Annotated in this window: 23 protein-coding genes; 5 read left to right on the top strand and 18 right to left on the bottom strand. The window is 69.7% G+C overall.

All coding sequences use genetic code 11. From position 1 onward, the window contains the following. The 9 genes from recO to rpoE form a co-directional block, all read right to left on the bottom strand. Positions 1-702: a DNA repair protein RecO gene (gene recO, locus ACXAFN_RS14430; protein ID WP_474989651.1), complete on the bottom strand. Its 702-nt coding sequence runs from the start codon at positions 700-702 to the stop codon at positions 1-3. A 151-nt stretch (positions 703-853) separates the two neighbouring features. Beyond that, complete coding sequence (gene era / locus ACXAFN_RS14425; RefSeq protein ID WP_474989649.1) at positions 854-1753, bottom strand: GTPase Era; 900 nt, start codon at positions 1751-1753, stop codon at positions 854-856. Continuing rightward, complete coding sequence (rnc, locus tag ACXAFN_RS14420) at positions 1750-2433, bottom strand: ribonuclease III (protein WP_474989647.1); 684 nt, start codon at positions 2431-2433, stop codon at positions 1750-1752. Before rnc ends, era begins: the two co-directional genes overlap by 4 nt. Positions 2434-2475: 42 nt before the next feature. Continuing rightward, a complete protein-coding gene (gene lepB, locus ACXAFN_RS14415) occupies positions 2476-3282 on the bottom strand; it encodes a signal peptidase I (RefSeq protein ID WP_474989645.1) in 807 nt (268 codons plus the stop codon). Positions 3283-3298: 16 nt separating this feature from the next. Beyond that, complete coding sequence (gene lepA / locus ACXAFN_RS14410) at positions 3299-5119, bottom strand: translation elongation factor 4 (protein ID WP_474989643.1); 1821 nt, start codon at positions 5117-5119, stop codon at positions 3299-3301. A gap of 167 nt (positions 5120-5286) precedes the next feature. Continuing rightward, positions 5287-6702 carry a DegQ family serine endoprotease gene (locus tag ACXAFN_RS14405; protein WP_474989641.1) on the bottom strand — a complete coding sequence of 472 codons (1416 nt, stop codon included), beginning with the start codon at positions 6700-6702 and terminating at the stop codon, positions 5287-5289. A 345-nt stretch (positions 6703-7047) separates the two neighbouring features. Next, the gene (locus tag ACXAFN_RS14400; RefSeq protein WP_474989639.1) at positions 7048-8061 is read right to left on the bottom strand and encodes a MucB/RseB C-terminal domain-containing protein; all 1014 of its coding nucleotides are present in this window, start codon (positions 8059-8061) and stop codon (positions 7048-7050) included. Further along, positions 8061-8777, bottom strand: coding sequence for a sigma-E factor negative regulatory protein (locus tag ACXAFN_RS14395; RefSeq protein WP_474989637.1), 717 nt, complete (start codon positions 8775-8777; stop codon positions 8061-8063). The genes ACXAFN_RS14400 and ACXAFN_RS14395 overlap by 1 nt, the downstream gene beginning before the upstream one ends. A gap of 193 nt (positions 8778-8970) precedes the next feature. Next, the gene (rpoE, locus tag ACXAFN_RS14390) at positions 8971-9576 is read right to left on the bottom strand and encodes an RNA polymerase sigma factor RpoE (RefSeq protein ID WP_474989635.1); all 606 of its coding nucleotides are present in this window, start codon (positions 9574-9576) and stop codon (positions 8971-8973) included. Between the two features lie 331 nt (positions 9577-9907). On the opposite strand from rpoE, the gene ACXAFN_RS14385 reads away from it, so the two are divergent. Then, positions 9908-10987, top strand: coding sequence for a 3-deoxy-7-phosphoheptulonate synthase (locus tag ACXAFN_RS14385; RefSeq protein WP_474989633.1), 1080 nt, complete (start codon positions 9908-9910; stop codon positions 10985-10987). 62 nt (positions 10988-11049) lie between these two features. Here ACXAFN_RS14385 and ACXAFN_RS14380 read toward each other — a convergent pair whose 3' ends face one another. Continuing rightward, positions 11050-11910 (bottom strand): Nmad3 family putative nucleotide modification protein, encoded by an 861-nt coding sequence (locus ACXAFN_RS14380; RefSeq protein ID WP_474989631.1) that lies wholly within the window; start codon positions 11908-11910, stop codon positions 11050-11052. Positions 11911-12097: 187 nt separating this feature from the next. Between ACXAFN_RS14380 and ACXAFN_RS14375 the strand changes: the two genes are divergently transcribed. Both ACXAFN_RS14375 and ACXAFN_RS14370 read left to right on the top strand, forming a co-directional pair. Beyond that, positions 12098-12970, top strand: coding sequence for a cytochrome c oxidase assembly protein (locus ACXAFN_RS14375; protein WP_474989629.1), 873 nt, complete (start codon positions 12098-12100; stop codon positions 12968-12970). Positions 12971-12986: 16 nt separating this feature from the next. Then, on the top strand, positions 12987-13577 hold the full coding sequence (locus ACXAFN_RS14370; RefSeq protein ID WP_474989627.1) for an SCO family protein: 591 nt from the start codon (positions 12987-12989) through the stop codon (positions 13575-13577). Here ACXAFN_RS14370 and dinG read toward each other — a convergent pair whose 3' ends face one another. Together dinG and rhlB are read right to left on the bottom strand one after the other, a co-directional pair. After that, on the bottom strand, positions 13578-15713 hold the full coding sequence (gene dinG / locus ACXAFN_RS14365) for an ATP-dependent DNA helicase DinG (protein WP_474989625.1): 2136 nt from the start codon (positions 15711-15713) through the stop codon (positions 13578-13580). 238 nt (positions 15714-15951) lie between these two features. Beyond that, positions 15952-17232: an ATP-dependent RNA helicase RhlB gene (gene rhlB / locus ACXAFN_RS14360; RefSeq protein WP_474989623.1), complete on the bottom strand. Its 1281-nt coding sequence runs from the start codon at positions 17230-17232 to the stop codon at positions 15952-15954. A gap of 161 nt (positions 17233-17393) precedes the next feature. Between rhlB and ACXAFN_RS14355 the strand changes: the two genes are divergently transcribed. Both ACXAFN_RS14355 and xthA read left to right on the top strand, forming a co-directional pair. Further along, positions 17394-17621, top strand: a complete 228-nt coding sequence (locus ACXAFN_RS14355) for a hypothetical protein (RefSeq protein WP_474989621.1) — start codon at positions 17394-17396, stop codon at positions 17619-17621. A gap of 3 nt (positions 17622-17624) precedes the next feature. Next, positions 17625-18455, top strand: a complete 831-nt coding sequence (xthA, locus tag ACXAFN_RS14350) for an exodeoxyribonuclease III (protein WP_474989619.1) — start codon at positions 17625-17627, stop codon at positions 18453-18455. Between the two features lie 14 nt (positions 18456-18469). On the opposite strand, the gene ACXAFN_RS14345 is transcribed toward xthA, so the two are convergent. From ACXAFN_RS14345 to ACXAFN_RS14320, 6 genes are read right to left on the bottom strand one after another with little or no spacing between them, the layout of a single operon-like run. After that, positions 18470-19612: a tetratricopeptide repeat protein gene (locus ACXAFN_RS14345; protein ID WP_474989618.1), complete on the bottom strand. Its 1143-nt coding sequence runs from the start codon at positions 19610-19612 to the stop codon at positions 18470-18472. Next, on the bottom strand, positions 19609-20370 hold the full coding sequence (locus tag ACXAFN_RS14340) for an energy transducer TonB (RefSeq protein WP_474989616.1): 762 nt from the start codon (positions 20368-20370) through the stop codon (positions 19609-19611). The genes ACXAFN_RS14345 and ACXAFN_RS14340 overlap by 4 nt, the downstream gene beginning before the upstream one ends. Continuing rightward, positions 20370-20774 carry an ExbD/TolR family protein gene (locus ACXAFN_RS14335; protein ID WP_474989614.1) on the bottom strand — a complete coding sequence of 135 codons (405 nt, stop codon included), beginning with the start codon at positions 20772-20774 and terminating at the stop codon, positions 20370-20372. Before ACXAFN_RS14335 ends, ACXAFN_RS14340 begins: the two co-directional genes overlap by 1 nt. Beyond that, the gene (locus ACXAFN_RS14330; RefSeq protein WP_474989612.1) at positions 20767-21303 is read right to left on the bottom strand and encodes a MotA/TolQ/ExbB proton channel family protein; all 537 of its coding nucleotides are present in this window, start codon (positions 21301-21303) and stop codon (positions 20767-20769) included. The genes ACXAFN_RS14335 and ACXAFN_RS14330 overlap by 8 nt, the downstream gene beginning before the upstream one ends. Beyond that, complete coding sequence (locus ACXAFN_RS14325; protein ID WP_474989610.1) at positions 21284-22678, bottom strand: MotA/TolQ/ExbB proton channel family protein; 1395 nt, start codon at positions 22676-22678, stop codon at positions 21284-21286. The genes ACXAFN_RS14330 and ACXAFN_RS14325 overlap by 20 nt, the downstream gene beginning before the upstream one ends. After that, positions 22678-23466 (bottom strand): DUF3450 domain-containing protein, encoded by a 789-nt coding sequence (locus ACXAFN_RS14320; RefSeq protein WP_474989608.1) that lies wholly within the window; start codon positions 23464-23466, stop codon positions 22678-22680. Before ACXAFN_RS14320 ends, ACXAFN_RS14325 begins: the two co-directional genes overlap by 1 nt. Positions 23467-23490: the final 24 nt, after the last annotated feature.

Below are 23490 nucleotides of genomic sequence, written 5' to 3'. Positions count from 1 at the left end.
TCAAGCCGGGCCGGCTCTGCGTCGCTCGGCCAGCTGGCGCATCCATTCCCGGGAACGCAGCGGCCGACTGCCGAGCAGCGGCGCCAGCGCCGCCCGGGTCACGGCCTTGGCCGGGCCGGCCAGGCCCGGCTCGCGCCAGTCGCCGGTGGCCAGCAACTTCAGGGTGCGGCCGTCGATGCCGGGCTCGCCCGGCACGAAGGCCCGGGCCCCGGCCTCGAAGACGTAGCGAGCCTGGGGATCGAGGGCCTGGCCATCCGGCGTGGAGAAGTGCGGCTCGGCGTCCAGGGCCTCGAGCAGCGAGAGCTCGAGTCGCCGCAGGGCACCGGCCCGACCCTCGGGCCGCGGCAAGGCCTCGAGGGCGGCGGCGTAGAAGGCGAAGACGTCGCCCACCGGCAGCTCCACCGGCAGCAGCCGGGTCAGCAGCTCGTTGGCGTAGAGGCCGCACAGCAGCCCCTCCCCCACCAGCATCGCCGCCGGCGCCCGGCTCTCCATCAGAGACAGCCGCTTGAGCTCGCCCCGGCCGCTCCAGGTGAGATGCAGCGGGGCGAAGGGCTGCAGGGTCGCCCGCGCGCGGCTGCCGGGTCGCTGCACGCCCCGCGCCACGGCACGGACGCGCCCGTGGTCGAGCGTCAACAGCTCGACCAGGGCGCTGGTCTCGCGGTAGGGGCGCTTGTGCAGCAGGTAGGCCGGCTGGGGGGTCATGGCAACTGTCCTGACGCCGAACGAGACCTCCCCGAGCGAAGATCAGGCAAGGCGAAGAGCGGCGAGAACGCGAAGTTTACAGGAGGGTAAATGAGCATTTCGAGCCGCTCTTCAACACAGCATGATCGAGCGCAGGCAGGTATCGTCGGCGTCAGTCCAGATCGTAGCCCAGGCTCTTCAAGGCCCGCTCGTCGTCGGACCAGCCGCGCTTGACCTTGACCCAGAGGTTGAGCATGACCTTGGCGTCCAGGGCCCGCTCCATGTCGAGGCGCGCCTCGCGGCCGATCTTCTTGATGCGCTCGCCGCGCTCGCCGATCAGGATCTTCTTCTGCCCCTGGCGCTCGACCATGATCAGGGCGCTGATGTGTACCACCTTGCCCTCGTCGCGAAACTCCTCGATCTCCACGGTCATCTGGTAGGGCAGCTCGTCGCCGAGCTGGCGCATGACCTTCTCGCGGACCAGCTCGGCGGCCAGGAAGCGCTGGCTCTTGTCGGTGACCTGGTCGTCGGGGAAGAAGTGCACGCTCTCGGGCAGGTGCTTGGCGACCTCCGCCTCCAGCGCGTCGACATGGGTGCCGTGCTTGGCGGCGATCGGCACGATGGCCGCGAAATCGCGCCGGGCGCCCACCGACTCCAGCCAGGGCAGCAGCTCCGTCTTGTCCTTGAGGCGATCGACCTTGTTGACCGCCAGGATCACCGGCGCCTCGATATTGGCCAGGCGCTCCAGCACCACCTGGTCCTCGGCGGTCCACCGGGTGCGGTCGATGATGAAGACCACGCAGTCCACGTCGCGCAGGGCCTGGGTGGCGGCCTGGTTCATGAAGCGATTGATGGCCTTGTTGCGATCCTTCTCGAGGATATGGATCCCCGGGGTATCGACGTAGACGAACTGGGCCTCGCCCTCGGTCTTGATGCCCATCACCTGGTGACGGGTGGTCTGGGGACGCCGCGAGGTGATCGAGATCTTCTGGCCGAGGATCCGGTTCATCAGCGTCGACTTGCCGACATTGGGTCGGCCGACGATGGCCACGAAGCCGCAGGTCTGGCTCATGAACGCCCTCCTTCGAGGCGGGACAGGGCGCGCTCGGCGGCCTGCTGCTCGGCGTGACGACGGCTCGACCCCATGCCCCGGGTGTGCTCATCGAGCATCTCGATATGGCATTCCACGGTGAAGGTCTGGGCATGGGCCTCGCCCTCCACCGAGATCACCTCGTAGCGGGGCAGCGCCGCCTGGCGTGACTGCAGGAACTCCTGCAGCCGTGTCTTGGGATCCTTCTGGGTGTCCTGCAGGTCGATGGCCTCCAGGCGTTCGGCGTACCAGGCCAGCACCCGGGCCCGGGCGGTCTCCATGCCGGCATCCAGGTAGATGGCGCCGATCACCGCCTCGACGGCGTCGGCGAGGATCGAATCGCGGCGATGGCCGCCGCTCTTCATCTCGCCCGAGCCCAGGCGCAGGTGATCGCCGAACTCCATCTCCCGGGCCAGCTCGGCCAGGGTCTGGCCCTTGACCAGCCGGGCCCGCAGGCGGGACAGCTGGCCCTCCCGTGCCTGGGGGAAACGCTGGTAGAGGTCCTCGGCAATGACGAAGTTGACGATGGAATCGCCGAGAAACTCCAGGCGTTCGTTGTTGCGACCGCCGTAGCTGCGATGGGTGAGGGCCAGTTCGAGCAGCTCGGGCTGCGCGAAATCGTGGCCGATGCGGCGGATGAAAATGGTCAGGGAATTGCTCACGAAGCTCCTGCTATGTCATGCAAGGAATGCCGCTCCCGGCATTCATTGGATACGGCGCACACTGGTGAAGCTCGGCAGTCCGCCGTTCCAGTGCATCCACACGGCGAAGGCCTTGCCGACGATGTTCTGCTCCGGCACGAAGCCCCAGTAGCGGCTGTCGTTGGAGTGATCGCGGTTGTCCCCCATGGTGAAGTAGTGGCCCGGCGGCACCACCAGCTCGCGCATCTGCGGGCCGGGGTCGCGTGGATTATTGTAGATAGGGTGGTCCACCCCGCCCAGTCGCTCCCGCATCAGCAGCTCGTCGGGCGCGTCCTGGGGACCGGCCTCGAGCAGCGACTTGGGCACCGGCTCGCCGTTGACGAACAGCTGCTTGTCCTCGTAGCGGATCCGGTCGCCGGGCAGGCCGATCACCCGCTTGATGAAGTTCACCGACGGCTCGTTGGGGAAGCGGAACACCATGACGTCGCCGCGGTCCGGCTCGCCGACCTCGAGGACCTTGGTGTCGAGCACCGGCAGGCGCAGGCCGTAGGCGAACTTGTTGACCAGGATGAAGTCGCCCACCTCGAGGGTCGGGCGCATCGATCCGGAGGGAATCTGGAAGGGTTCGACCAAAAAGCTGCGCAGCACCAGCACCACCAGCAGCACCGGGAAGAAGGAGCGCGCATAGTCCACCGGCCAGGGCTCCTTGAGCGCCTTCTCGCGGGCGCCGGCATCGGCGCCCTCGGTGGTCCCGGCCTCGACGCTGGCCGTGAGGCGGGCCCGGCGCGCCGGCCGCCACCACACCAGGTCCAGCAGCCAGATCGCCCCGGTGACCAGCACGGCCACCGTCAGCAGGAGTGCAAAATCCATCGGTCGTTGCCCTTCCCTAGTCGTCGTTGACCTTGAGCACGGCGAGGAAGGCATCCTGGGGAATTTCCACCCGGCCGACCTGCTTCATGCGTTTCTTGCCCGCCTTCTGTTTCTCGAGCAGCTTCTTCTTGCGCGAGGCGTCGCCGCCGTAGCACTTGGCGGTGACGTTCTTGCGCAGCGCCTTGACGGTGGAACGCGCCACCACCTGGCCGCCGATGGCCGCCTGGATGGCCACGTCGAACATCTGGCGCGGGATCAGTTCCTTCATCTTCTCGACCAGCACCCGCCCCCGGGAGTGGGCATGATCGCGATGGATGATCACCGCCAGGGCGTCGACCCGGTCGCCGTTGATCAGCACGTCGAGGCGCACCAGCCTGGCGGCCTCGAAGCGCTCGAAGTTGTACTCCAGCGAGGCGTAGCCCTTGGAGATCGACTTCAGGCGATCGAAGAAGTCCATCACCACCTCGGCCATGGGCAGCTCGTAGGTGAGCTGGATCTGGCTACCCAGGAACAGCATGTCGAGCTGGGTGCCGCGGCGCTGCTCGCACTCGGCGATCACGTTGCCGACGAACTCCTGGGGCACCAGGATGCTGGCCCGCACTACGGGCTCGCGCATCTCCTCCACGTCGGCCATGTCGGGCAGCTTGGAGGGGTTGGAGACGTAGCGAACCTCGCCGTCCTTCATCAGCAGCTCGTAGACCACGGTCGGGGCAGTGGTCAGCAGGTCGAGGTCGTACTCGCGCTCCAGTCGCTCCTGGACGATCTCCATGTGCAGGGTGCCGAGGAAGCCGACCCGGAAGCCGAAGCCCAGGGCGTCGGAGTTCTCCGGCTCGTAGTCCAGGGAGGCATCGTTGAGCGCCAGCTTCTCCAGGGCGTCGCGGAAGTCCTCGTAGTCGTCGGCGCTGACCGGGAACATCCCGGCGTAGACCTGGGGCTTGACCTTCTGGAAGCCCGGCAGGCGCTTGACGTCCGGCGTCTTGGCGTGGGTGATGGTATCGCCCACCGGGGCGCCGTGGATGTCCTTGATGCCGGCCACCACGAAGCCGACCTCCCCGGCCCTCAGCACGTCGGTCTCGCGGCGCTGGGGGGTGAAGATGCCGACCTGGTTGGCCTGCCAGTCGCGGCCGGTGGAGGTGATGCGGATCTTCTCGTTCTTCTTCAGGGTGCCGTCGAAGATTCGCACCAGCGACACAACGCCCAGGTAGTTGTCGAACCAGGAGTCGATGATCAGCGCCTGCAGGGGCGCGTCGCGATCGCCCTTGGGCGGCGGAATGTCGCGCACCAGGCGCTCGAGCAGCGCATCGATGCCGAGACCGCTCTTGGCCGACACCTGGCAGGCGTCGGTGGCATCCAGGCCGATGATCTCCTCGACCTCCTCGCTGACCTTGTCCGGGTCGGCCTGGGGCAGGTCCATCTTGTTGAGCACCGGCAGCACCTCGAGGCCCTGCTCGATGGCGGTATAGCAGTTGGCCACCGACTGGGCCTCGACGCCCTGGGCGGCATCTACCACCAGCAGGGCGCCCTCGCAGGCGTACAGCGAGCGGGAGACCTCGTAGGAGAAGTCCACGTGCCCCGGGGTGTCGATGAAGTTGAGCTGATAGACGTTGCCGTCCTGGGCGTGGTAATCCAGCGTCACCGACTGCGCCTTGATGGTGATGCCGCGCTCCCGCTCCAGGTCCATGGAGTCGAGGACCTGCTCCTTGAGCTCGCGCTCGGTGAGCCCGCCGCAGGTCTGGATCAGGCGATCGGCCAGGGTCGACTTGCCGTGATCGATGTGGGCGATAATGGAAAAGTTCCGTATCCCATTGATTACTTTGCGGTTATCGCTTTCTGACATTCGAAAAAGATCCGATTCGTGTACGCACCCATGTCGCTGTCATGGCTTCCACCGTCTCTGGTGCGTCGAGTGAGATGGCGGCATTGTAGCGGGATGCGCCGGCCAGATACAGCGACCCGACGGCGAGTGCCGTCGGGTCGCGGGTCACGGCAGGGGCATCGCGGCGCTCAGTCGCCGGCCAGGCGCAGCGCCACGTAGTAGGAGCGCCCGTCGCGATACAGCCGCACCGGTACCGCGCCGCCCTCCGGCAGCTCGGCGACCAGGTCGCTGAGTTGCCCGGGGCTTTCCACCGACTGCTGGCCGATGCTGACCAGCACATCGCCGGGCCGGATGCCGGCCGCGGCGGCGATGCCATCGGGGTCGACCTCGGTCACCTGGACGCCATGATCGAGCTCGAGCTTGCGGCGCTGGGCCTCGCCCAGCGGCTGGACCGCCATGCCGAGGCGTGCGGGTTCGGCCTTGTCGTTGCCGCCGCCGCCCGTCGAGCTGTCCGGCCACTCGCCGACCTCGATGTCCAGGGTCTCGCGCTCGCCGTCGCGCAGCACGGTGAGCGCCACGCTGCCGCCGGGAGAGACGCGGCCGATCAGCCGCGGCAGGCTGCTGGAACGCTCGACGTCCTGGCCGTCGACCGCGAGGATGACGTCGCCGGCCTGGAGGCCGCCCTCGGCCGCCGGCCCCTCGGGATCGAGGTCGGCGATCAGCGCCCCCTCGGGATTGTCCATGCCGAAGGACTCGGCCAGCTCGCGGGACACCGGCTGGATCATCACCCCGAGCCAGCCGCGCTCGACGGAGCCACTGGCCTTCAGCTGGTCGGCCACGTCCATCGCCACGTTGATGGGAATCGCGAAGGACAGCCCCATGAAGCCGCCGCTGCGGGTGAAGATCTGGGAATTGATGCCGACCACCTCACCGTCGAGGTTGAACAGCGGCCCCCCGGAATTGCCGGGGTTGATCGCCACGTCGGTCTGGATGAAGGGCACGTAGACGTCACGCGGCAGGGTGCGGTTGATGGCGCTGACGATGCCGGAGGTCACCGAGTGATCGAAGCCGAACGGCGAGCCGATGGCCGCCACCCACTGGCCTACCTCGAGCCGGTCGGAGTCGCCCAGCTCGAGCGTCGGCAGGTCGCCGGCATCGACCTTGAGCACGGCCACGTCGGTCTTCTCGTCGGCCCCCACCAGCTCGGCCTCGAGCTCGCGACGATCGTTGAGGCGCACCAGGATCTGGTCGGCGCCATCGACCACGTGGGCGTTGGTCATGATGTAGCCGTCTTCGCTGATGATGAACCCCGAGCCCAGCGATTGGCGTTCCTCGCTGTGGCCACGCCCGCCGCCCGGCGGCATCGGCAGCTGGTCGCCGAAGAAGTGACGGAAGATCTCGGGAATCTCCTGATTGCCGAAGCCACGGAAGGGTGAATCGCGGCGTTCCACCACCCGGGACGTGGAGATGTTGACGACCCCGGGGGCGGCATCCTTCACCAGCTCGGTGAAATCCGGCAACTCGCGGGCCATGGCGGACTGGGTGGCGAACAGCGCCACGACCAGCAGCACCCAGAGGGATAGCGTGCGCGTCATGCGTGTCATGAATGGCTCCTGTGACAAGGTGCAATGGTGGGCAGGATCATCTGCCCCCTACCCTAGGCTCTGTACGAAAACTGTCTGCGCTTGCCCATACGGCGTTAAAAATCGACTCGTGCGCGAGCCCGGTCAAAGTACTCATTTACACCGCGTAAACTCGCACGCGAGCCCGGTCCGTCTTTTCACCGACTTTTGCCTTGCGACCCACACGGAAGTGGGAAGTGCGTTGGCCCGTAGGGAATGGGCCTAGCCCTGGCCATCGCTCGCCGACTTTTCGTACAAAACCTTACCCCGATGAGGGCAAAAGGTTCAGCGGGGCGGCGTGGGCCGGCAAGGCCGCGCCAGGGACCCTCATGGCGTGCTTCCCGCCTCGCTCGCGGCGGCATCGGCCGTCGGCGTCTCGTCGGACCACACCACCGACTCGACCACTCGCCTCAGCACCGCCGGCGGCAGTTCGCCCATGGCCACCACCTGGCGCGGACGGCCCCCGAGCTCGCGATGCAACACCGCCGCGTGGGAGACCCCCAGGCGATGAATGCCGGGAATCAGCAGGTCGCGGTTCTCGAGGGGTTCGACGAACAGGCTGAGGGTCGCCAGGCCATCGCCGTAGACCCGATGGCTAACCCCGGGACGGCGCTCCCCGGTCTTCACCGGCTGGGCGACGAAGCCCTCGGGCAACCAGTCCGGCCGCCAGGGCCGTCGTTCGAGGTGGCGCTCCGGGGCCAAGCCGACCCGCCCCTGGTAGAGCCGAGGGGAGCGCAGCTCGGTGATCTGGAAGGTCTCGACCACCCGCCCCCGCTCGTCGAGCAGCATCTGCTTGAGCGGCAAGGCCGTGGTGGCATCGAGCCACAGGCGATGACCGTAGCGCTGATCATCGAGGGGCTCGATGTCGAGGCGCCTGGCCTGGCGGCCGGCGATGCGCTCGGTGCCCGACAGCTGCAGGCGGTAGAGGCCGCCGAGATGCCTGACGATGGCCTCGGGAGACGCCGGCATGGGCTCGTCGGCGTTCATGCCGACCAGCCGCGCGATGCGCCCCTCGCGCTCGAAGGCCACGGCGGGACCGTCGAGAAAGCGAGCCACCTCGCGCTCGACGCCATCCTGGATCTCGTGGGACATGGCCAGACTGCGCACGCCGTCGCTGCCGATGCGCACCGCGCGGGCCTGGAAGACGTAACAGTGGCCGGCCCACAGGCTGCGCTCGTACCAGGCCAGCGCCGAGTCGGGCTCGTCTTCCTCCGCCATCCGGGTGCAGTCGAAATCGGTACTGGTCGACGCCGCCTGGGCGGCGCCCACCGGCACCGCGAGCACGGCGCTGACCAGCAACCACGCCCCCAGTTGCGCCGAGCGACTCCCCCGCCCCGCCATCAGCGCGCTCCTGAAGACTCGCTTCCCGAGGCTCGCAGCAGCGGCATCCACACGTCGCCGCCGGTGGAGGCGGAACCCTCGGCATGGCGATCCAGGTAGGACTGCAGGAGCAGTGCCTGCTGACGATCCATGCGCAGCGACTGGCGCTGGGTGGGCGACAGCATCGTGGGCGCACCGGCCCCGACGGTCATCAACCCCTGGTTGCCGGCGCTGGAGCCCTGGAGCATCGGCATGTCGACCAGGGACGCGCCCTGGCCGGACGAACCGCCCCCCAGCGACTCCAGGCCGGACGTGGCATTGGTCGCGGCACTGGTGGTGCCGGCATTGGTCATCCCGGCGTTGGTCGCCACCGGAGCCTCGCCGCCGTCGAGGGGAGAAGCGCCGTTATAGAACTGCACGCCGGTGATCACCATCAGCGAGACCGCCGCGGCGATGCCGGCGCTGCGCCCGAGCGGCAGGGAACGCCGGGCGGGGGCGGCCGACTCGGCGCCGGGCGCCGGTTCGTCCTGCAGGCTGGCCATGACACCGGCGGAGAGATCGGCGGCCATATCGACCTCGGTCTCGCGTCGCATCAGGCTTCTCATGAGGTGATAACGGCGCCAGGCATCCGCCGCATCGGGCTCATCATCCAGCGACTTGAGGACGCGCCGCAGCTCGAGCTCGTCCCCCTCATTGTCCATCAACGCAGAAAGCGATTCCCGTGCGTTCTGACTCATTTCTCATCACCCTCACAATCGTCAAGGCGCCACCGCCTTGCATCCTGTTGGAAGCCCGGAATCCCGACCTCATTGCCCGTGGTAGCGGCCATGTCGAGCGGTTCATGACCCGCCATGCACGGGTCGGTCACCGCATATGACGTCACTCGCGCCCGACAGTTCAGCCAATCCGCAAAAACGATGGAATTTCGTGTCATTCGGTGACCGCCTCCTGGTTGCGAGAGGTCGTGACCAGCGGCCGGATATGCTGGTCCACGGCCTCGCGGGCCCGGAAGATGCGCGAGCGCACCGTGCCCACCGGACACTCCATGATGTTGGCGATGTCCTCGTAGGACAGCCCATCGAGTTCGCGCAGGGTAATCGCCGTGCGCAAGTCATCGGGCAGCGCCTCGATGGCCTCGAAGACGGCGGCCTGGAGCTGATCCCGGGCGATGGCCGCCTCGGGCGTCTCGATGTCGGCCAGCCGGCCGCTGTGGTCGACCACCTCGGCATCGACGATGTCCAGGTCGCTGCCCGGCGGGCGACGTCCCTTGGACACCAGATGGTTCTTGGCGGTGTTGATGGCAATGCGGTACATCCAGGTATAGAAGGCACTCTCGGCGCGGAACTTGCCAAGCGCCCGATAGGCCTTGATGAAGGCCTCCTGTGCCACGTCCTGAACTTCGGCGTGATCGTGCACGTAGCGGCCGATCAGGCCGATGATCTTGTGCTGGTACTTCTTCACCAGCAGGTCGAAGGCGCGGGTATCTCCCTTCTGCGCCCGTTCGACGAGTTGCTGGTCGGTTTCCCGGGTGCCCATTCAACGCCTCCCCGTGGCGGGAGCTTGACGCGACGCGCCGAAGGGGCGTCGCCAAGAGACGGGTATCGCTTCCATATGTATCAACCTAGACCCTGGGGTGAGCGTGCGCCGATCTCGGCGGGTGCCCAAGTGTTCCTGTTTCGCGGGCGCGCATCAAGCCTCGACGCCGCCATGGGCCCGCTGGCACCGATCGACGGGCGGCCCCGCGCCGGCGCTAGGACAATCCACCTCCCCGCCGGGTTCCCGAGTCGATTGAATTTGCCCGGCACGCGGGCGATAGTAGGCCTCTCACGCCGCATCAGCGCTGACACGACACAGGTAGCGAAGCAACATGTCCGAGCAACAGGTCAACAACCTCAACGTTCTCGCCGAAGACGTCCTCATTTCCCCGGCCGATCTCAAGCGAGACATCCCGCTCACCGAAGACGCCGAACGCACGGTGATCGAGGGACGCCAGACCATCCAGAACATCCTCGACGGAAGCGATCCCCGGCTGCTGATGGTAGTGGGGCCCTGCTCGATCCACGACGTCGACGCGGCCCTGGACTACGCTCGCCGCCTGCGCCGGCTCGCCGACGAGGTCAAGGACAGCCTGTATATCGTGATGCGCGTCTACTTCGAGAAGCCGCGGACCACCGTGGGCTGGAAGGGGCTGATCAACGATCCCCACCTCAACGGCTCGTTCGAGATCGAGGAAGGCCTGCACATCGCCCGGCGCCTGCTGGTCGAGCTGGCCGAGCTGGGGCTGCCGCTGGCCACCGAGGCGCTGGATCCGATCTCGCCCCAGTACCTGCAGGACTGCATCAGCTGGTCGGCGATCGGCGCGCGCACCACCGAATCCCAGACCCACCGCGAGATGGCCTCCGGGCTGTCCGGCCCGGTGGGCTTCAAGAACGGCACCGACGGCAGCCTCGACGTGGCGGTCAACGCCCTGCAATCGGTGGCCCACCCGCACAACTTCCTGGGCATCGACCAGTCCGGCAAGGTGGCGATCATCCGCACCCGCGGCAACCGCTACGGCCACGTGGTGCTGCGCGGCGGCAACGGCAAGCCCAACTACGACAGCGTCAGCGTGGCACTGGCCGAGCAGGAGCTGCACAAGGCCGGCGTGACCCCGAACATCATGATCGATTGCTCCCACGCCAACTCCAACAAGGATCCGAGCCTACAGCCACTGGTGCTGGAAAACGTCACCAACCAGATCCTCGAGGGCAACCGCTCGATCATCGGCCTGATGGTCGAATCCAACATCGGCTGGGGCAACCAGAAGATCCCCGAGGACCACAGCCAGCTGGCCTACGGCGTCTCCGTCACCGACGCCTGCATCGACTGGGACGCCACCGAGCAGGCCTTCACGACCATGAACGACAAGCTGGCCCCGGTACTGGCCAAGCGGCGCCGCGCCGCCTGACACCGCGCACCAGTTCCCGACGAGGGCCCGCCGCATGGCGGGCCCTCGTCGTTCGGCTCGCGTTACCGGGCCGCACTCTCGGCGATCAACTCCCGCGCCCAGGGTATCGCCTCGGGGTACCGCTCACCATCCAGCACGAACTCCTGGCCACGGGCCACGGCCTTCAGCGCGACGCGATCGCCGCGCCGCCGCCAGCGCCGGGGGTCGGCATGGTAGGTCAGCGGCGGCCGCCCCTCGCCCGGTAGACACCAGGCCGGCAGCTCCCAGTGCGATACCGTCTCGGCGTGGGGCGCCGTCAGGTGCTGCCGAGGATCGTCCCGCGGCAAGAGACCGGCGCCCGGCAGGCCGGCATCGCGCCCCGCCAGGGCCAGCCGGCGGCTGGCGATATACAGCATGTTGCGAGGCGTGCCCAGGCATTGGCAGTGCGGGTGGTCACGGGCCCACTCGACACCCACCGGCAGTCGCTCGCCCAGCGCCAGCGCCTTGCCCACCTGCAGCCAGCCCCACAGCACATGGCGCGGCCGCGACGCGGGCACGAAGCGCCAGCGGCCAGCGGCGCGCTCGACGTCTCGAAACAGCCCGAAGAACAGGAACAGGTCGCCAGCCCCGACCCCCTGATTGCGCAGATGGCTCTGGGCCGCTCCCATCTGGCCGAACAGCGGCCGCCAGCCCGGCGCGCGGGGCCGCTGGTCGGCGCACAGGTCGGGGTCCAGGTGGGCCCGGGCACTCGGGGCGATCTTCCCTCGCGTCAGGTCGGCGACGAGCGGCCCCAGCGGCTCGCCCTGCTGGGTGATGTCCTCATACGCGGCCGCCGCTCGCGCATCGGGGATCGGCAGGGCGAGCAGCCGCCCATCGGGCAGGATCGGATTGGGCACGCCGCCGGCGGAGGTATCGAAGCCCTTGCGGCTCAGGATCAGTTTCATCGCGACTCCTTGCGGGAAAACGGGCCGGCGCGACCAGGCCCCATCGACGAGCTCGGCGCGGGAATACTGGCCAATCGCGTCTCGGGGTTCAAGCGTCACAGCAGCGTGAGCAGGCCCGATTGCCGGCCGCACGGGCCTCGGCTAGCTTGAGGCGATAAGCCGCTCCCCCGACCACAAGGACACGCGGATGGCTGAGCCGACGGCCCTGCTGGACTCTCTCTACGCCCCCCTCGCCTCCCTCGCTGCCTGGCTTGCCCCCTGGGAGTTCGAGCCGCTGTGGGGGCTCGCCTGCGTGACGGCCGCCGCCATCTACCTGCGCGGCGCCAGGCGCCTCGGCCGTCGCCATCCCGCCGTCGGCTGGGCGCGACCGACCGCCTTCCTCGCCGGGCTCGCCCTGGTCTACCTCGTCAGCCAGACCCGCTACGACTATCTCTCGCAGTACATGTTCTTCCCCCACCGGGCCCAGCATCTGGTGTTGCACCATGCCGCCCCCTTCCTGATGGCCCTCGCCTTCCCCGGACCGGTGCTGGCCGCCGGCCTGCCGGCCGGGCTCGAGGGGGCGCGGCGGCTCGCGCGCCCCCTGGTCGATGTGTTGCAGCACCCGCTGGTCGCGCCGCTGCTGTTCGTGGGCCTGATCTATTTCTGGCTGATCCCGGAGGTGCACTTCGACGCCATGCTCAGCCGGGAGCTCTACCAGCTCATGAACTGGAGCATGCTGGTCGACGGCGTGCTGTTCTGGTGGCTGGTGCTCACGCCGTCCGCGAGGCTCGGCCACGGTCGACGCATCCTGCTGCTGCTGGTCGTGGTGCCGCCGCAGATCCTGCTCGGCGCCTACCTCACCTTCAGCCCAACGGTGCTGTTCGACGTCTATGAGGTGTGCGGTCGCGCCTGGCCGCTGGCCCCGCTGGTCGACCAGCAGCTGGGCGGGCTGATCACCTGGATCCCGGCCACCATGATGAGCGTGATCGGCACCCTGATCGTGCTGCGCCAGCTACGGCGCAGCGAGTCCAGCGACCGGCGGGTGGCGGCCGCCCCCGCACCGCCGGATGCGACCGGCTGATCGTCGAGGAGATGCCATGCACACGACCCCGTTCCAACGGCTTGCGCTGCTCGCCCTACTGGCCCTGGCCGGCTGCGGCGAGGACGACTGGCAGACCAAGGACATCGCCTCGCTGATGCCGCCGCTGGCCTTCACGCTGACCGATGAGCGAGGCCGAACGGTGGAGGCCGAACGCTACCGGGGCGACGTGACCCTGGTGTACTTCGGCTATACCCACTGCCCGGACGTCTGCCCCACCACCCTCGCCCGGCTCGCCAACACCCTGGGCGGCCTGGCGTCCGAGGCGCGAGGCGACGTGCGGGTGCTGTTCGTCTCTGTGGACCCGACCCGCGACGGCCCCCGGCGACTGACGACCTACACCGACGCCTTCGGACCGGCCATCGTCGGCTTGACCGGCAACCGGGATCAGCTAGACGACCTCACCAAACGCTACCGGGTGACCTACGGCTACGGGGAAAAGGACGGCGATGGAGACTATCCGGTCTCCCACCCCAGCGGCATCTTCGCCTTCGACCGGGAAGGCCAGGCGCGGCTGCTGATCCGCGATGGCGACAGCCCCGAGGCCGTGCGCCACGACCTCGAGCGGCTGCTCACTGAGGAGGGGTGATCAGGGCTGGCCGTCGATCTCGCGCACGAAGGGCGGCAGGGCGTCGAGCAGGGCGCGGCCGTAGCGTCGCGTCAGCACGCGGCGATCGAGCAGGGTGATGCGTCCTCGGTCGGCCTCCTTGCGGATCAGCCGGCCGCAGGCCTGCACCAGCTTGATGGAGGCGTCCGGCACGCTGATGCGCATGAAGGGGTTGCCGCCCTGGCGCTCGATCCACTCGGCGAGCGTCGCCCCCACCGGGTCATCGGGCACCGCAAACGGCAGCCGGGTGATCACCACATGGGTCAGGTAGTCGCCGGGCAGGTCGATGCCTTCGGCGAAGCTCGCCAGGCCGAACAGGATGCTGCCCTCGCCCTTGTCGACCTTCGCCCGGTGACGCTCCACCAGCTCGCGCTTGGGCAGCCGGCCCTGGGCCAGCACCCGTTCCCGCGTGCCATCAGAGAGCGCCCGCTCCACGGCACGCAGCTGGGCCCGGGACGAGAACAGCGCCAACACCGCCTCGTCTTCGCCGAGCGCCTCGACGAACTCGACGATGGCGCGCTCGTGGCCGTCGCGGTCGGACGGGTCGGCCGCCTCCCGGGGCACGCTGAGCACCGCCCGGGAATAGTCGAAGGGGCTCGGCAGGCTCTGGTAGCGATAGCGGTTGGCCAGCCCGGCCCGCTCCTGCAGCCGCTCGAAGCGACCCAGGGCGGTGAGGGTCGCCGAGGTCACCACGGCACCGAAGCAGCGCCCCCACAGCGACTTGGCCAGGGTATGCGCGGCGGAGACCGGGCTCGCCGAGAAGGTCAGCTCCGGGTCGCCGCCGAAGCGCTCCAGCGTCAGCCAGCGGGCCCGCGGCGGCTCGCCTTCCGGGTCGGTCTCGGCGAAGGCCTGCCACAGGGCATGGGCCTCCAGGGCGCGGCCATGCAGCAGCGCCACCAGCGGCAGCCAGGCTTCGGCCTGTTCCTTGGGCAGCCCGGTGGACTTCTCCGGGTCCAGGCTCTCGCGCAGGATATCGGCCGTCGATTCCAGGGTCCGTGACAGCTCGGCGAACAGCGTCACCAGGCCGTCGGCCTGCTCGCGCAGGGCATCCGGCGCCCGTCCCATCTCGAAGCGGTGCTGGGCGCCGTCCTCGCCGTCGCCCAGGCCCTCGGGTCGCCCGGCCAGCTGGTGGCCCAGCGAGAACGCCTCGCCGAGCCGCGGCTCCAGCGCCTCGAACAGCGGCGGCAGGCTCGCCAGCAGCCGCGCCAGGGTCGGCTGCACGGCCATGGCCTGATGGAGCTCGGTGAGCGACTTCTTGAGGCTGCTCAACCAGCGCAGGGTGAAGCCCACGGCGAAGCGGTGGGTAAAGTGGTTGAGCGCCTTGTCGGGCAGGTGATGGCCCTCGTCGAAGACGTAGATGCAGTCACCGGGGTCCGGCAGCACCACGCCGCCGCCCAGCGCCAGGTCGGCCAGCACCAGGTCGTGATTGGCGACGATCACCTCGGCGCTGTCCAGCTCGCGGCGGGCGCGAAAGAAGGCGCAGGCCCCGAAGTGGCCGCAGCGCCGGTTGGTGCACTGGCGGTGGTCGACGGTGAGCTTGCGCCAGTGGGCATCGTCGATGCCCTCCGGCCAGCTGTCGCGGTCGCCGGCCCAGCGGCCGTTGCCGTAGGCCTCGCCCAGGGACTGGACGAGCCGCTGGAAGTCGTCGCCGCCGCTGTCCAGGGCCTGCTCGAACAGCGACAGCGTGGGGTTGTCCTCGCCACCGTCCATGGCCTGGTCGAGACGCGCCACGCACACGTAGCGACCGCGCCCCTTGGCCAGGGCGTAGTCGAAGGCGAGCCCGCTGTGGGCCTTGAGGGACGGCAGGTCCTGGTGCAGCACCTGCTCCTGCAGGGCCACCGTGGCGGTGGCCACCACCAGGCGCTTGCCCTGGGCCTTGGCCACCGGCAGCGCGGCAAGCAGGTAGGCCAGGGTCTTGCCGGTGCCGGTGCCGGCCTCGAGCACGCAGACGTGCTCGTTGCTGGTGCGCTGGCCGGCGTCGTCGGCCTCGATGCCGCCCAGGGTGCGGGCGATCTCGGCGATCATCAGCCGCTGACCGTAGCGCGGCGTCAGGTCGAGGCCGTCGAGCACCTTGCGATAGGCGCCCTGGATCTCGCCCTTGAGGACCTCGTCAAGCATGGTCTGACCTGCATCATTGAGGGGAGACCGCGGTTTTCCCGGCGACAGGCCGATGCGGAGGCGCTGTGAACCCTTCCCTGGGCGCTACCTCTGCCATCCATGGCAGAGGACCTCCGCCACGGCCTGTCCCCGGCACCACTCACTCGGGTGGTTTCTCAGGCGCAGTCCGAGCGGTCTTTCTTCAAGCGGCGCAGCCGCGCCTTCGAGCTTCCAGGCGCGCAGCGCCACTCTTTCACCTTTACAGCAGCCCTTCCGGCGGATGCTCGCAGGGCAGCTTGTCGTCGATGAAGCGCTCGATCTCCGGCAGCGAGAAGGCGTCTTCCTCGCCCACAAAGCTGATCGAGACGCCCTTGGCGCCGGCGCGGCCGGTACGCCCGATGCGGTGGACGTAGTCCTCCGGGTCCTCGGGCAGGGTGTAGTTGATCACATGGCTGACATCCTCGATGTGGATGCCGCGCCCGGCCACGTCGGTGGCCACCAGCACCTGGATCTCGCCCTCGCGGAAGCGCTCCAGGGTGCGGATGCGCTGGTTCTGGGGCACGTCCCCGGAGAGCATGGCGGCGTTGATGTCGGCCTTCTTGAGCAGGTCGTCGAGCTTGCGCACCAGGTCGCGGCGATTGCCGAACACCATCACCCGGTCGAAGCTCTCCTGCTGCAGCAGCTTGACCAGCAGGCGCTGCTTGTCCTCGTCGCTGACCAGGTAGACGCGCTGGTCGATGTCGGCGGCGTTGTCGACGGTAACCGCGATCTCCACATGGGCCGGGCTCTGGGTCCACTGGCTCGCCAGGTTGAGGATGTCCTCGGTGAAGGTGGCGGAGAACAGGAAGGTCTGGCGCTCCTCCTTCTTCGGCGTGTGGCGGATGATGCGCTTGACGTCGGGGATGAAGCCCATGGAGAGCATGCGATCCGCCTCGTCGAGCACCAGCACCTCGACCTGGGTCAGGTCGACGTCACGCTTCTGGTGGAAGTCCAGCAGGCGGCCCGGGGTGGCGACCAGGATATCGAGCGTCTTGCCCAGCCCCTCGAGCTGCTTCTGGTAGTCCATGCCGCCGACGACGCTGGCCACGTTGAGGTTGGTGAAGCGGGCCAGGGCCTTGGCGTCCTTCTCGATCTGCAGTGCCAGCTCCCGGGTCGGCGCCACGATCAACGCCCGGGGCGCGCCGGGCTTCTGGCCATCCGGCGCCTCCTCCTCGAGGAAGTAGGCGAGGATCGAGATCAGGAAGGCGGCGGTCTTGCCGGTGCCGGTCTGCGCCTTGCCGACCACGTCGCCGCCCAGCAGGGTGTGCGTCAGCGCCTCGGCCTGGATCGGCGTGCAGTACTCGAACCCTTGAGCGTGGATGGCGCGCATCAGCGGCAGCGGCAGATCGAAGTCGTGGAAGCGCCACTTGCCCGCCACGGCGGGGACCTGGAACTGGCGCAGATCCCAGTTCGACTGGCGGCGACGCGGCTTGCGGCGACGACGCTTGGGCTTGCGGTTCTCGGTCTGGGCCGGTGCTGTGGTCTGTTCCGACTCGCTCATAGGCTGTGCTGTCTCGTCCATGTTCGTGGATGGAAGTGCATCGGCAAGGGATGCGGGACGCAAACGGCCATTGTACCAGTCTCTGGCGACGAGGGCGCGTCCGCTGTCGAAGGGTTGGCTCCGGCTGCTAGAATGGCGCCAACGATCAAGGAGCCTGCGTCATGACACGCAAGAAGAAGACCCGCTCGCTGGCCGACAAGGTGACCATTCGCACCGGCCGGCGCAAGGATTACAAGCAGTGGCGCCACGAGAACCCCGACGAGGTCACCTCGTCGCGCCGCTACACCCAGAAGAAGCGCCAGCAGCGCAAGCTGCAGGCGGCGCGCAAGCAGGCCCGCCAGGAGGCCGGCCAGCCGATCGATATCCATCCCGAGCACAAGGACGACTGACCGATGCGCCTGGTGTCATTCAACATCAACGGTATTCGCGCCCGCCTGCACCAGCTGGAAGCGCTGATCGAGGCCCACCGCCCGGCGGTGATCGGGCTCCAGGAAACCAAGGTCCAGGACGCCGAGTTCCCGCGCGAGGCCGTCGAGGCCATGGGCTACGACGTTCACTTCCACGGCCAGAAGGGCCATTACGGGGTGGCGCTGATGATCTGCCGGCAACAGTGCCCGGAAGGGCCTGAGGCGGTCTACCGGGGCTTCCCCGACGATGACGACGACGCCCAGCGTCGGCTGATCGGGGCGCGGCTACGCATCGACGGCGGCGAGCCGCTGACGGTGTGGAACGGCTACTTCCCCCAGGGCGAGAACGTCGACCATCCGGTGAAGTTCCCGCACAAGCGTGCCTTCTACGCCCAGCTGGCGCGGCTGCTCGACGAGCACCATGCCCCCGACGAGCGCCTGGCGATCATGGGCGACTTCAATATCTCGCCCGAGGACATCGACATCGGCATCGGCGAAGCCAACCGCAAGCGCTGGCTGCGCGAGGGCAAGACCAGCTTCCAGCCGGTGGAGCGCGAGTGGCTGACGGGGATCAAGGCCTGGGGGCTCGCCGACAGCTATCGGCTCTGCCAGCCGGAGGCGGACGACCGCTTCAGCTGGTTCGACTACCGCTCCAAGGGCTTCGATCGCGAGCCCAAGCGCGGCCTGCGCATCGACTACATCCTGGTGACCGAGCCGCTGGCCGCAAAGGTCCGCAATGCCGGCATCGACTACGCGCTGCGGGGCATGGAGAAACCCTCCGACCACGCCCCCGTGTGGACCGAACTCGAGGCCTGACCAGGCCTCACGCATCAGGCCTCGTCGGCGGGCCCCCTCGCCTCGGCCCCGCCGACTTCCCCATCGTCGCCCTGCCCCGGCAGGCTCGACAGCCAGGCATCGGCCTCGGCCTCGCCCAACTCGCGGGCCCGTTCCAGGGCCTTTCGGGCGATCTCCCACTCGCCCCAGCCGTGGGCCAGCTCGCCCAGCCGCAGCCAGTCGTCGCCGGCGCCGCTGCGCTCGGCGACGTCGCGCCAGGCGGCCAGCGCTGGCCGGCGATCGCGTGCGGCCTGCCAGGCAACGGCCAGCAGGTGACGATGCTCGAGGTCGTCCGGCAACGCCTGCGCCTCGAGCGCGTCGGCCAGCAGTTCGGCGGCTCGGGCCGGCGTGCCGCCGGCCAGGTGCAGGCGAATGCGCTGTTCCAGGTCATCGGGCCCCGACAGCAGGCCGCGACGCCAGCCGGCCTCCCAGATCGCCGCCGCCCGGCCGGGGTCGCCGAGCCGCTGGGCCAGGCCCGCCGCCCGACGCCAGGTCGCCGGATCGCCCTTCGCGTCGGCGAGGCGTCGCTCGATCACCGCCAGGGCGCCGCTCTCGTCGCCGGCCCGCTGCAGCACGGTGGCGGCCAGCCGAGCCCGAGCGTCGCCGGGCTCGCCGCCGGCGTCCAGGGCACGCTTCACCCAGCGCGATGCGGCCTCCCAATCGGCCTCGCCGGCCAGCAGCTGGGCCATCAGCCAGTGATCGTCGGCCGTGCCACGATGGCGCCGGAACCAGTCGTCGAGCAGGGCCCTGGCCCGATCGGACTCATCGCCCCTCAGGCGCAGCCCCGCCTCCTGGCGCAGCCAGCGATCCGCCTGGGCGGTCTCGACGCCTGGCACGGCGCGCGCCTCGGCCAGGAGCGCGGCGGCGGCGAGCGGCGCCTCGAGGCGCGCCTCGGCCCCGGCGGCCAGTTGCAGGTAGAGGGCCCGGGCCCAGCGATCCGAGGCATTGCCGCCGGCCAGCCGCTCCGCCTGGCGGGTGGCGCGCTCGCGCACGGCCTCGAAGGCGCCCTCACCGAGACGCTGTTCGAGCCCGCGGAGGTCCTCGATGATGCCTCCCGGCAGGGTCGGCGCCGCCAGGGCGGGCGATGACAGCAGCCAGGCCAGCAGGCACAGGCGACGGATCGGCGTCAGAGTCTTCATTTCAGGTGGAACTCCAGGCGCTGACGGGCGCGACGGCGATCCTCGGCGGCGGCGAACTGCCAGCCGGCGATGGCGCGACGGGCGACGCGATCGAAGACCCGGCGAGGATCGGCCTCCACCACCTCGATGCTGTCGCGCTCGACGCTGCCGTCGCGGCGAATGATGAACTGCACCACCACATGGCCCTCGAGCCCGCGGCGCCGCGCCCGGGAGGGATACTCGGGCGGCACCCGGCGAGTGGCCTGGGCCGAGGCGCCCACGTCCACGGGCTCGTTGGACCTCGCCTGGGAAGACGCTGATGGTGCCGCGGCGGTCTCGGCGGCGGGGGCCGGGCTGGGCGCGGGTGCGGGCGTCGGCGCGGGCTCCGGTTGCGGTTCGGGGGCGGGCCGCGGCTCCGGGTCAGGCTGCGGCGTGGGCTCCGGCGGCGTCTCGGTAAGCTCCGGCAGCGTCTCGTCCAGCGGTACGTCCGGGGCGTCCAGCGGCGGCAATTCCGGCTCCGGCAGGGCGATGGCGCTCTGCGCCTGGGGCGCCGGGGCCGGCCGGGGCGGCGGCGTCGGGGCGCTGGGCGGCGGCGGGGGCGCCGCACTGGCCGCCGGCACCGGTTCCGGCGCCGGCTCCGCGGGCGCCTCGGCCAGCGCCAGGGTGAGCTCCTCGCGCAACTCGGGCTCGGCCTCGGGCGGCACGACCAGCAGCGCCAGCAGCGCGAACAGCGCCAGGGTCAGGGCCGCCCCGGCCAGCAGAGAGACCGGCATCCGCATCAGTCGCCACTCCGCTGGGCGGCCACCGCCACCTGGTCGACATCGGCCTCGCGCAGGCGATCCATGACCTCGATCAGCACGCCGGTGGCGGCCTCGCGATCGGCCTGGATCACCACCGAACCGTCGTCACTGACCAGCCCCGCCACCCGCGGGCCGACCCGGTGCAGATCCACCGGCTCACCGTCGACCCACACGGCGCCCTCGGGAGTGATCGCCACCAGCACCTGGACATCGGGCCGCGGCGTCGCCGCGCTGGACTCGGGGCGCTCGATCTCCACCCCGCTCTCCTTGATGAAGCTGGTGGTGACGATGAAGAAGATCAGCATGATGAAGACCACGTCCAGCATCGGGGTCAGGTTGACCTCGCTGCTCTCCTCGCCGGCGGCCAGTCGACGTCTACGCATGAGCGTCCTCCACGGCACGTGCCAGGCGGTCATGCAGCCGCTGATCCTCGCGCCGGATAATGTGTTCGAGACGAGCGATGAACAGCAGCCCCACCACCGAGACCGCCATCCCGCTCAGGGTCGGCAGGGTCGCCCGGGCCACGCCGTCGGCCATGGCGCGGGCCTGGTTCACCTCGCTCACCGTCAGGCTGTCGAAGACGGTGATCATGCCGGTCACGGTGCCCAGCAGCCCGAACAGCGGGCAGATCACCACCAGCAGCTTGAGCCAGGGCAAGGGACCGCGCAGCCGGGCGATCAGCTCGCGGGTCCAGACCTCGCGCAGGGTCAGGGCGCTCCAGCTCGCGTGATCGCCGCGGGCCACCCAGTGCGCCACCAGGGAGCGACGCGCCGGGCGATAGTGGAAGCGGAAGAACCACCAGCGCTCCAGGCCCAGCGAGAACAGCAGCACCGCCACGCCGATGATGACCACCAGCACCGGGCCGCCGGCCTCGACCAGCCAAGCCAGGGGTTCAAGCCAGGGCATCGGCATGGCGCGGCGTCGCGTTCGGGGAGACGGCGCGGCCGGCCTCCAGGGTATCGGCGAGCACCGCACTGGCCCGCCCTTCCAGGGTGCCGATCAGCGCCCGGCTGCGGCTCGACAGCGCGGTGTGGGCGAACAGCAACGGTACCGCGGTGATCAGGCCCAGCACCGTGGTTACCAGGGCCTGGCTGATGCCGCCGGCCATCAGCTGCGGGTCGCCGGTGCCGAACACCGTGATCGACTGGAAGGTCACGATCATCCCGGTGACCGTGCCCAGCAGGCCCAGCAGCGGCGCCACCGCGGCGAGCATCTTGACCAGTCCCTGGCCGCGCTCGAGGCGTGGCTGCTCGGCGAGCAGCGCCTCGTCCAGGCGGGCTTCCAGCGCCTCGGGGGCATGGCCGGCGCCCAGAGCATGGAAGCGCTCGAGCACCCGTCCCAGCGGGTTGTCGGCGCGCAGTCGCTGGAGGTCGCCCAGCTGGCGACGCAGGGTGACGGTGATGCGCAACAGGTAGAGGTACTGCCCCAGGGCCACCAGCAGGCCCGCCACGCCCAGTGCCACCACCACGTAGCCCACGGCGCCGCCCTGCTGGAAGCGCTCCCAGAGATTCGGCTGGCGGGCCAGGGCATCGAGGACCTGGCCGCCGGCGGGGTCGAAGGACACCACCTCGCCGTCCCCGGCCTGGAAGGCCGACATCCGTTCGGCGACCGCCGCTGGCGTCTGGGGCAGCACCGTCAGGCGGCCCTCCTCGCCGGGACGCTCCAGCAGCTGGCCGTCGCTGGCCGCCAGCAGGTCGCCGACGCGGACCACCATCCGTTCGCTCACCTCGCCATCGGCCCCGGCGACCGGCGCCTCGAGGCCGACCACCCGGGAGGTCTCGCGGGTCAGCGCCATCAGGCTGTCGGCCAGGCCGGTCAACTGCTCGGTGCGCAGGATGCCGTCGGCCTCCAGACGCGGCGGCAGCTCGGCCGCACCGCCGAGCGTCAACCAGCTATCGGCGAGGTCGTCGCGCAATTCCCCGCTGACGCCGGCGACCTCGTTGAAGACCGCCTCGAGATCGCCGCCCTGCTCCTGTCGCTGGGCGTTCAGGGCCTCGAGCTCGTCACGCTGTGCCTGCTGGCGGGTCTCCAGGGACTCGCGGCGCTCGCGGGCCTCGGCCAGCGCGGCCCGGGCCTCCTGGAGGGCGGCGTCCAGGGCCGCCTCGTCATCCACCAGCTCGGCCAGGCGGGCACGGTCGCGCGCCTCGGCGGCCTGGCGCTCGGCGCTCAGGGAGGCCAGCGGGGTCGATTCGTCCGGCGCCGTCGCCTGCTGGGCCTGGGCCGCCAGCGGCATGGCCGCCAGCCACAGGCCGGCCAGGGCGGCGCGCATCGCAGTGCTCGTGGTCATCAGGCGTCCTCCCCGGCAGGCGTCTCGAGCCTGGCGACGGATTGGGAAACGGGCAGGTTCAGCAGCGCCGGCGCACGCTGTTCGCGGGCGATGGCCAACCCCTTGCGCACCTCGGCCAGGGCCGCCTCGTCGAGGGGCTGCCAGCCGCCCTGCTCGGCGCGCCACACCCCGCCCTGGCGGCCGTCGGGGGTCAGGTAGTACCAGCCGACCCGCCCCAGGCGCAGGAAGTCCACCTCGCGGGGCGTGTCGCCGGGCAACTCGCCCCGCCAGGCATCGAGCCCGCGGCCGTAGTCGAGTTCGGCGCGCCAGGCGGCCAATACCCGCGAGAGTTTCTCGTCCGTGCTCTGCTCGGGGTCGGCCAGTAGGGTCTCCAGGCTCTCCACTCGGGCCAGGCGCTCGTCGCGCAGGAAGGGCATGTCGGCCTCGACCCAGGCCCGCAGTCGCTCGACGATGTCGCGCATCAGGCCCGGCAGGGACTCGCGGGTTTCCGACAGGGTGGAAAGCGCATCGCGTCGGCCGGCCAGGGTCTCGGCCTGACGCTCGACCAGCGGTGACAGCTCGTCGTTGTAGCCGCTCAGGCGGCGGGTCTCCTCCCGCGCCTGGCGAAGAGCCTGGAGCTTGTCACGCACGTCATCATCGGCCTCGTCGATGCGCGCCTGCAGTTCGGCCTGGGTGCGCTGGGCGTCGAGGGCCTCGTCACGCAGCGTGGTTTCGGCGGCCGCCGTGGCGGCCAGCATCAGGGCGACGCCTGCCAGGCCATGGCGGATCCAGGGGTGTGGGTAGGGCACTCGCGTCTCCCGAAAGGTGCACAG

Source organism: Halomonas sp. ABH4_019 (assembly GCF_056159885.1).
Note: the sequence above shows the minus strand (reverse complement) of the source record. Positions and strands in the feature narration are given on the sequence as shown.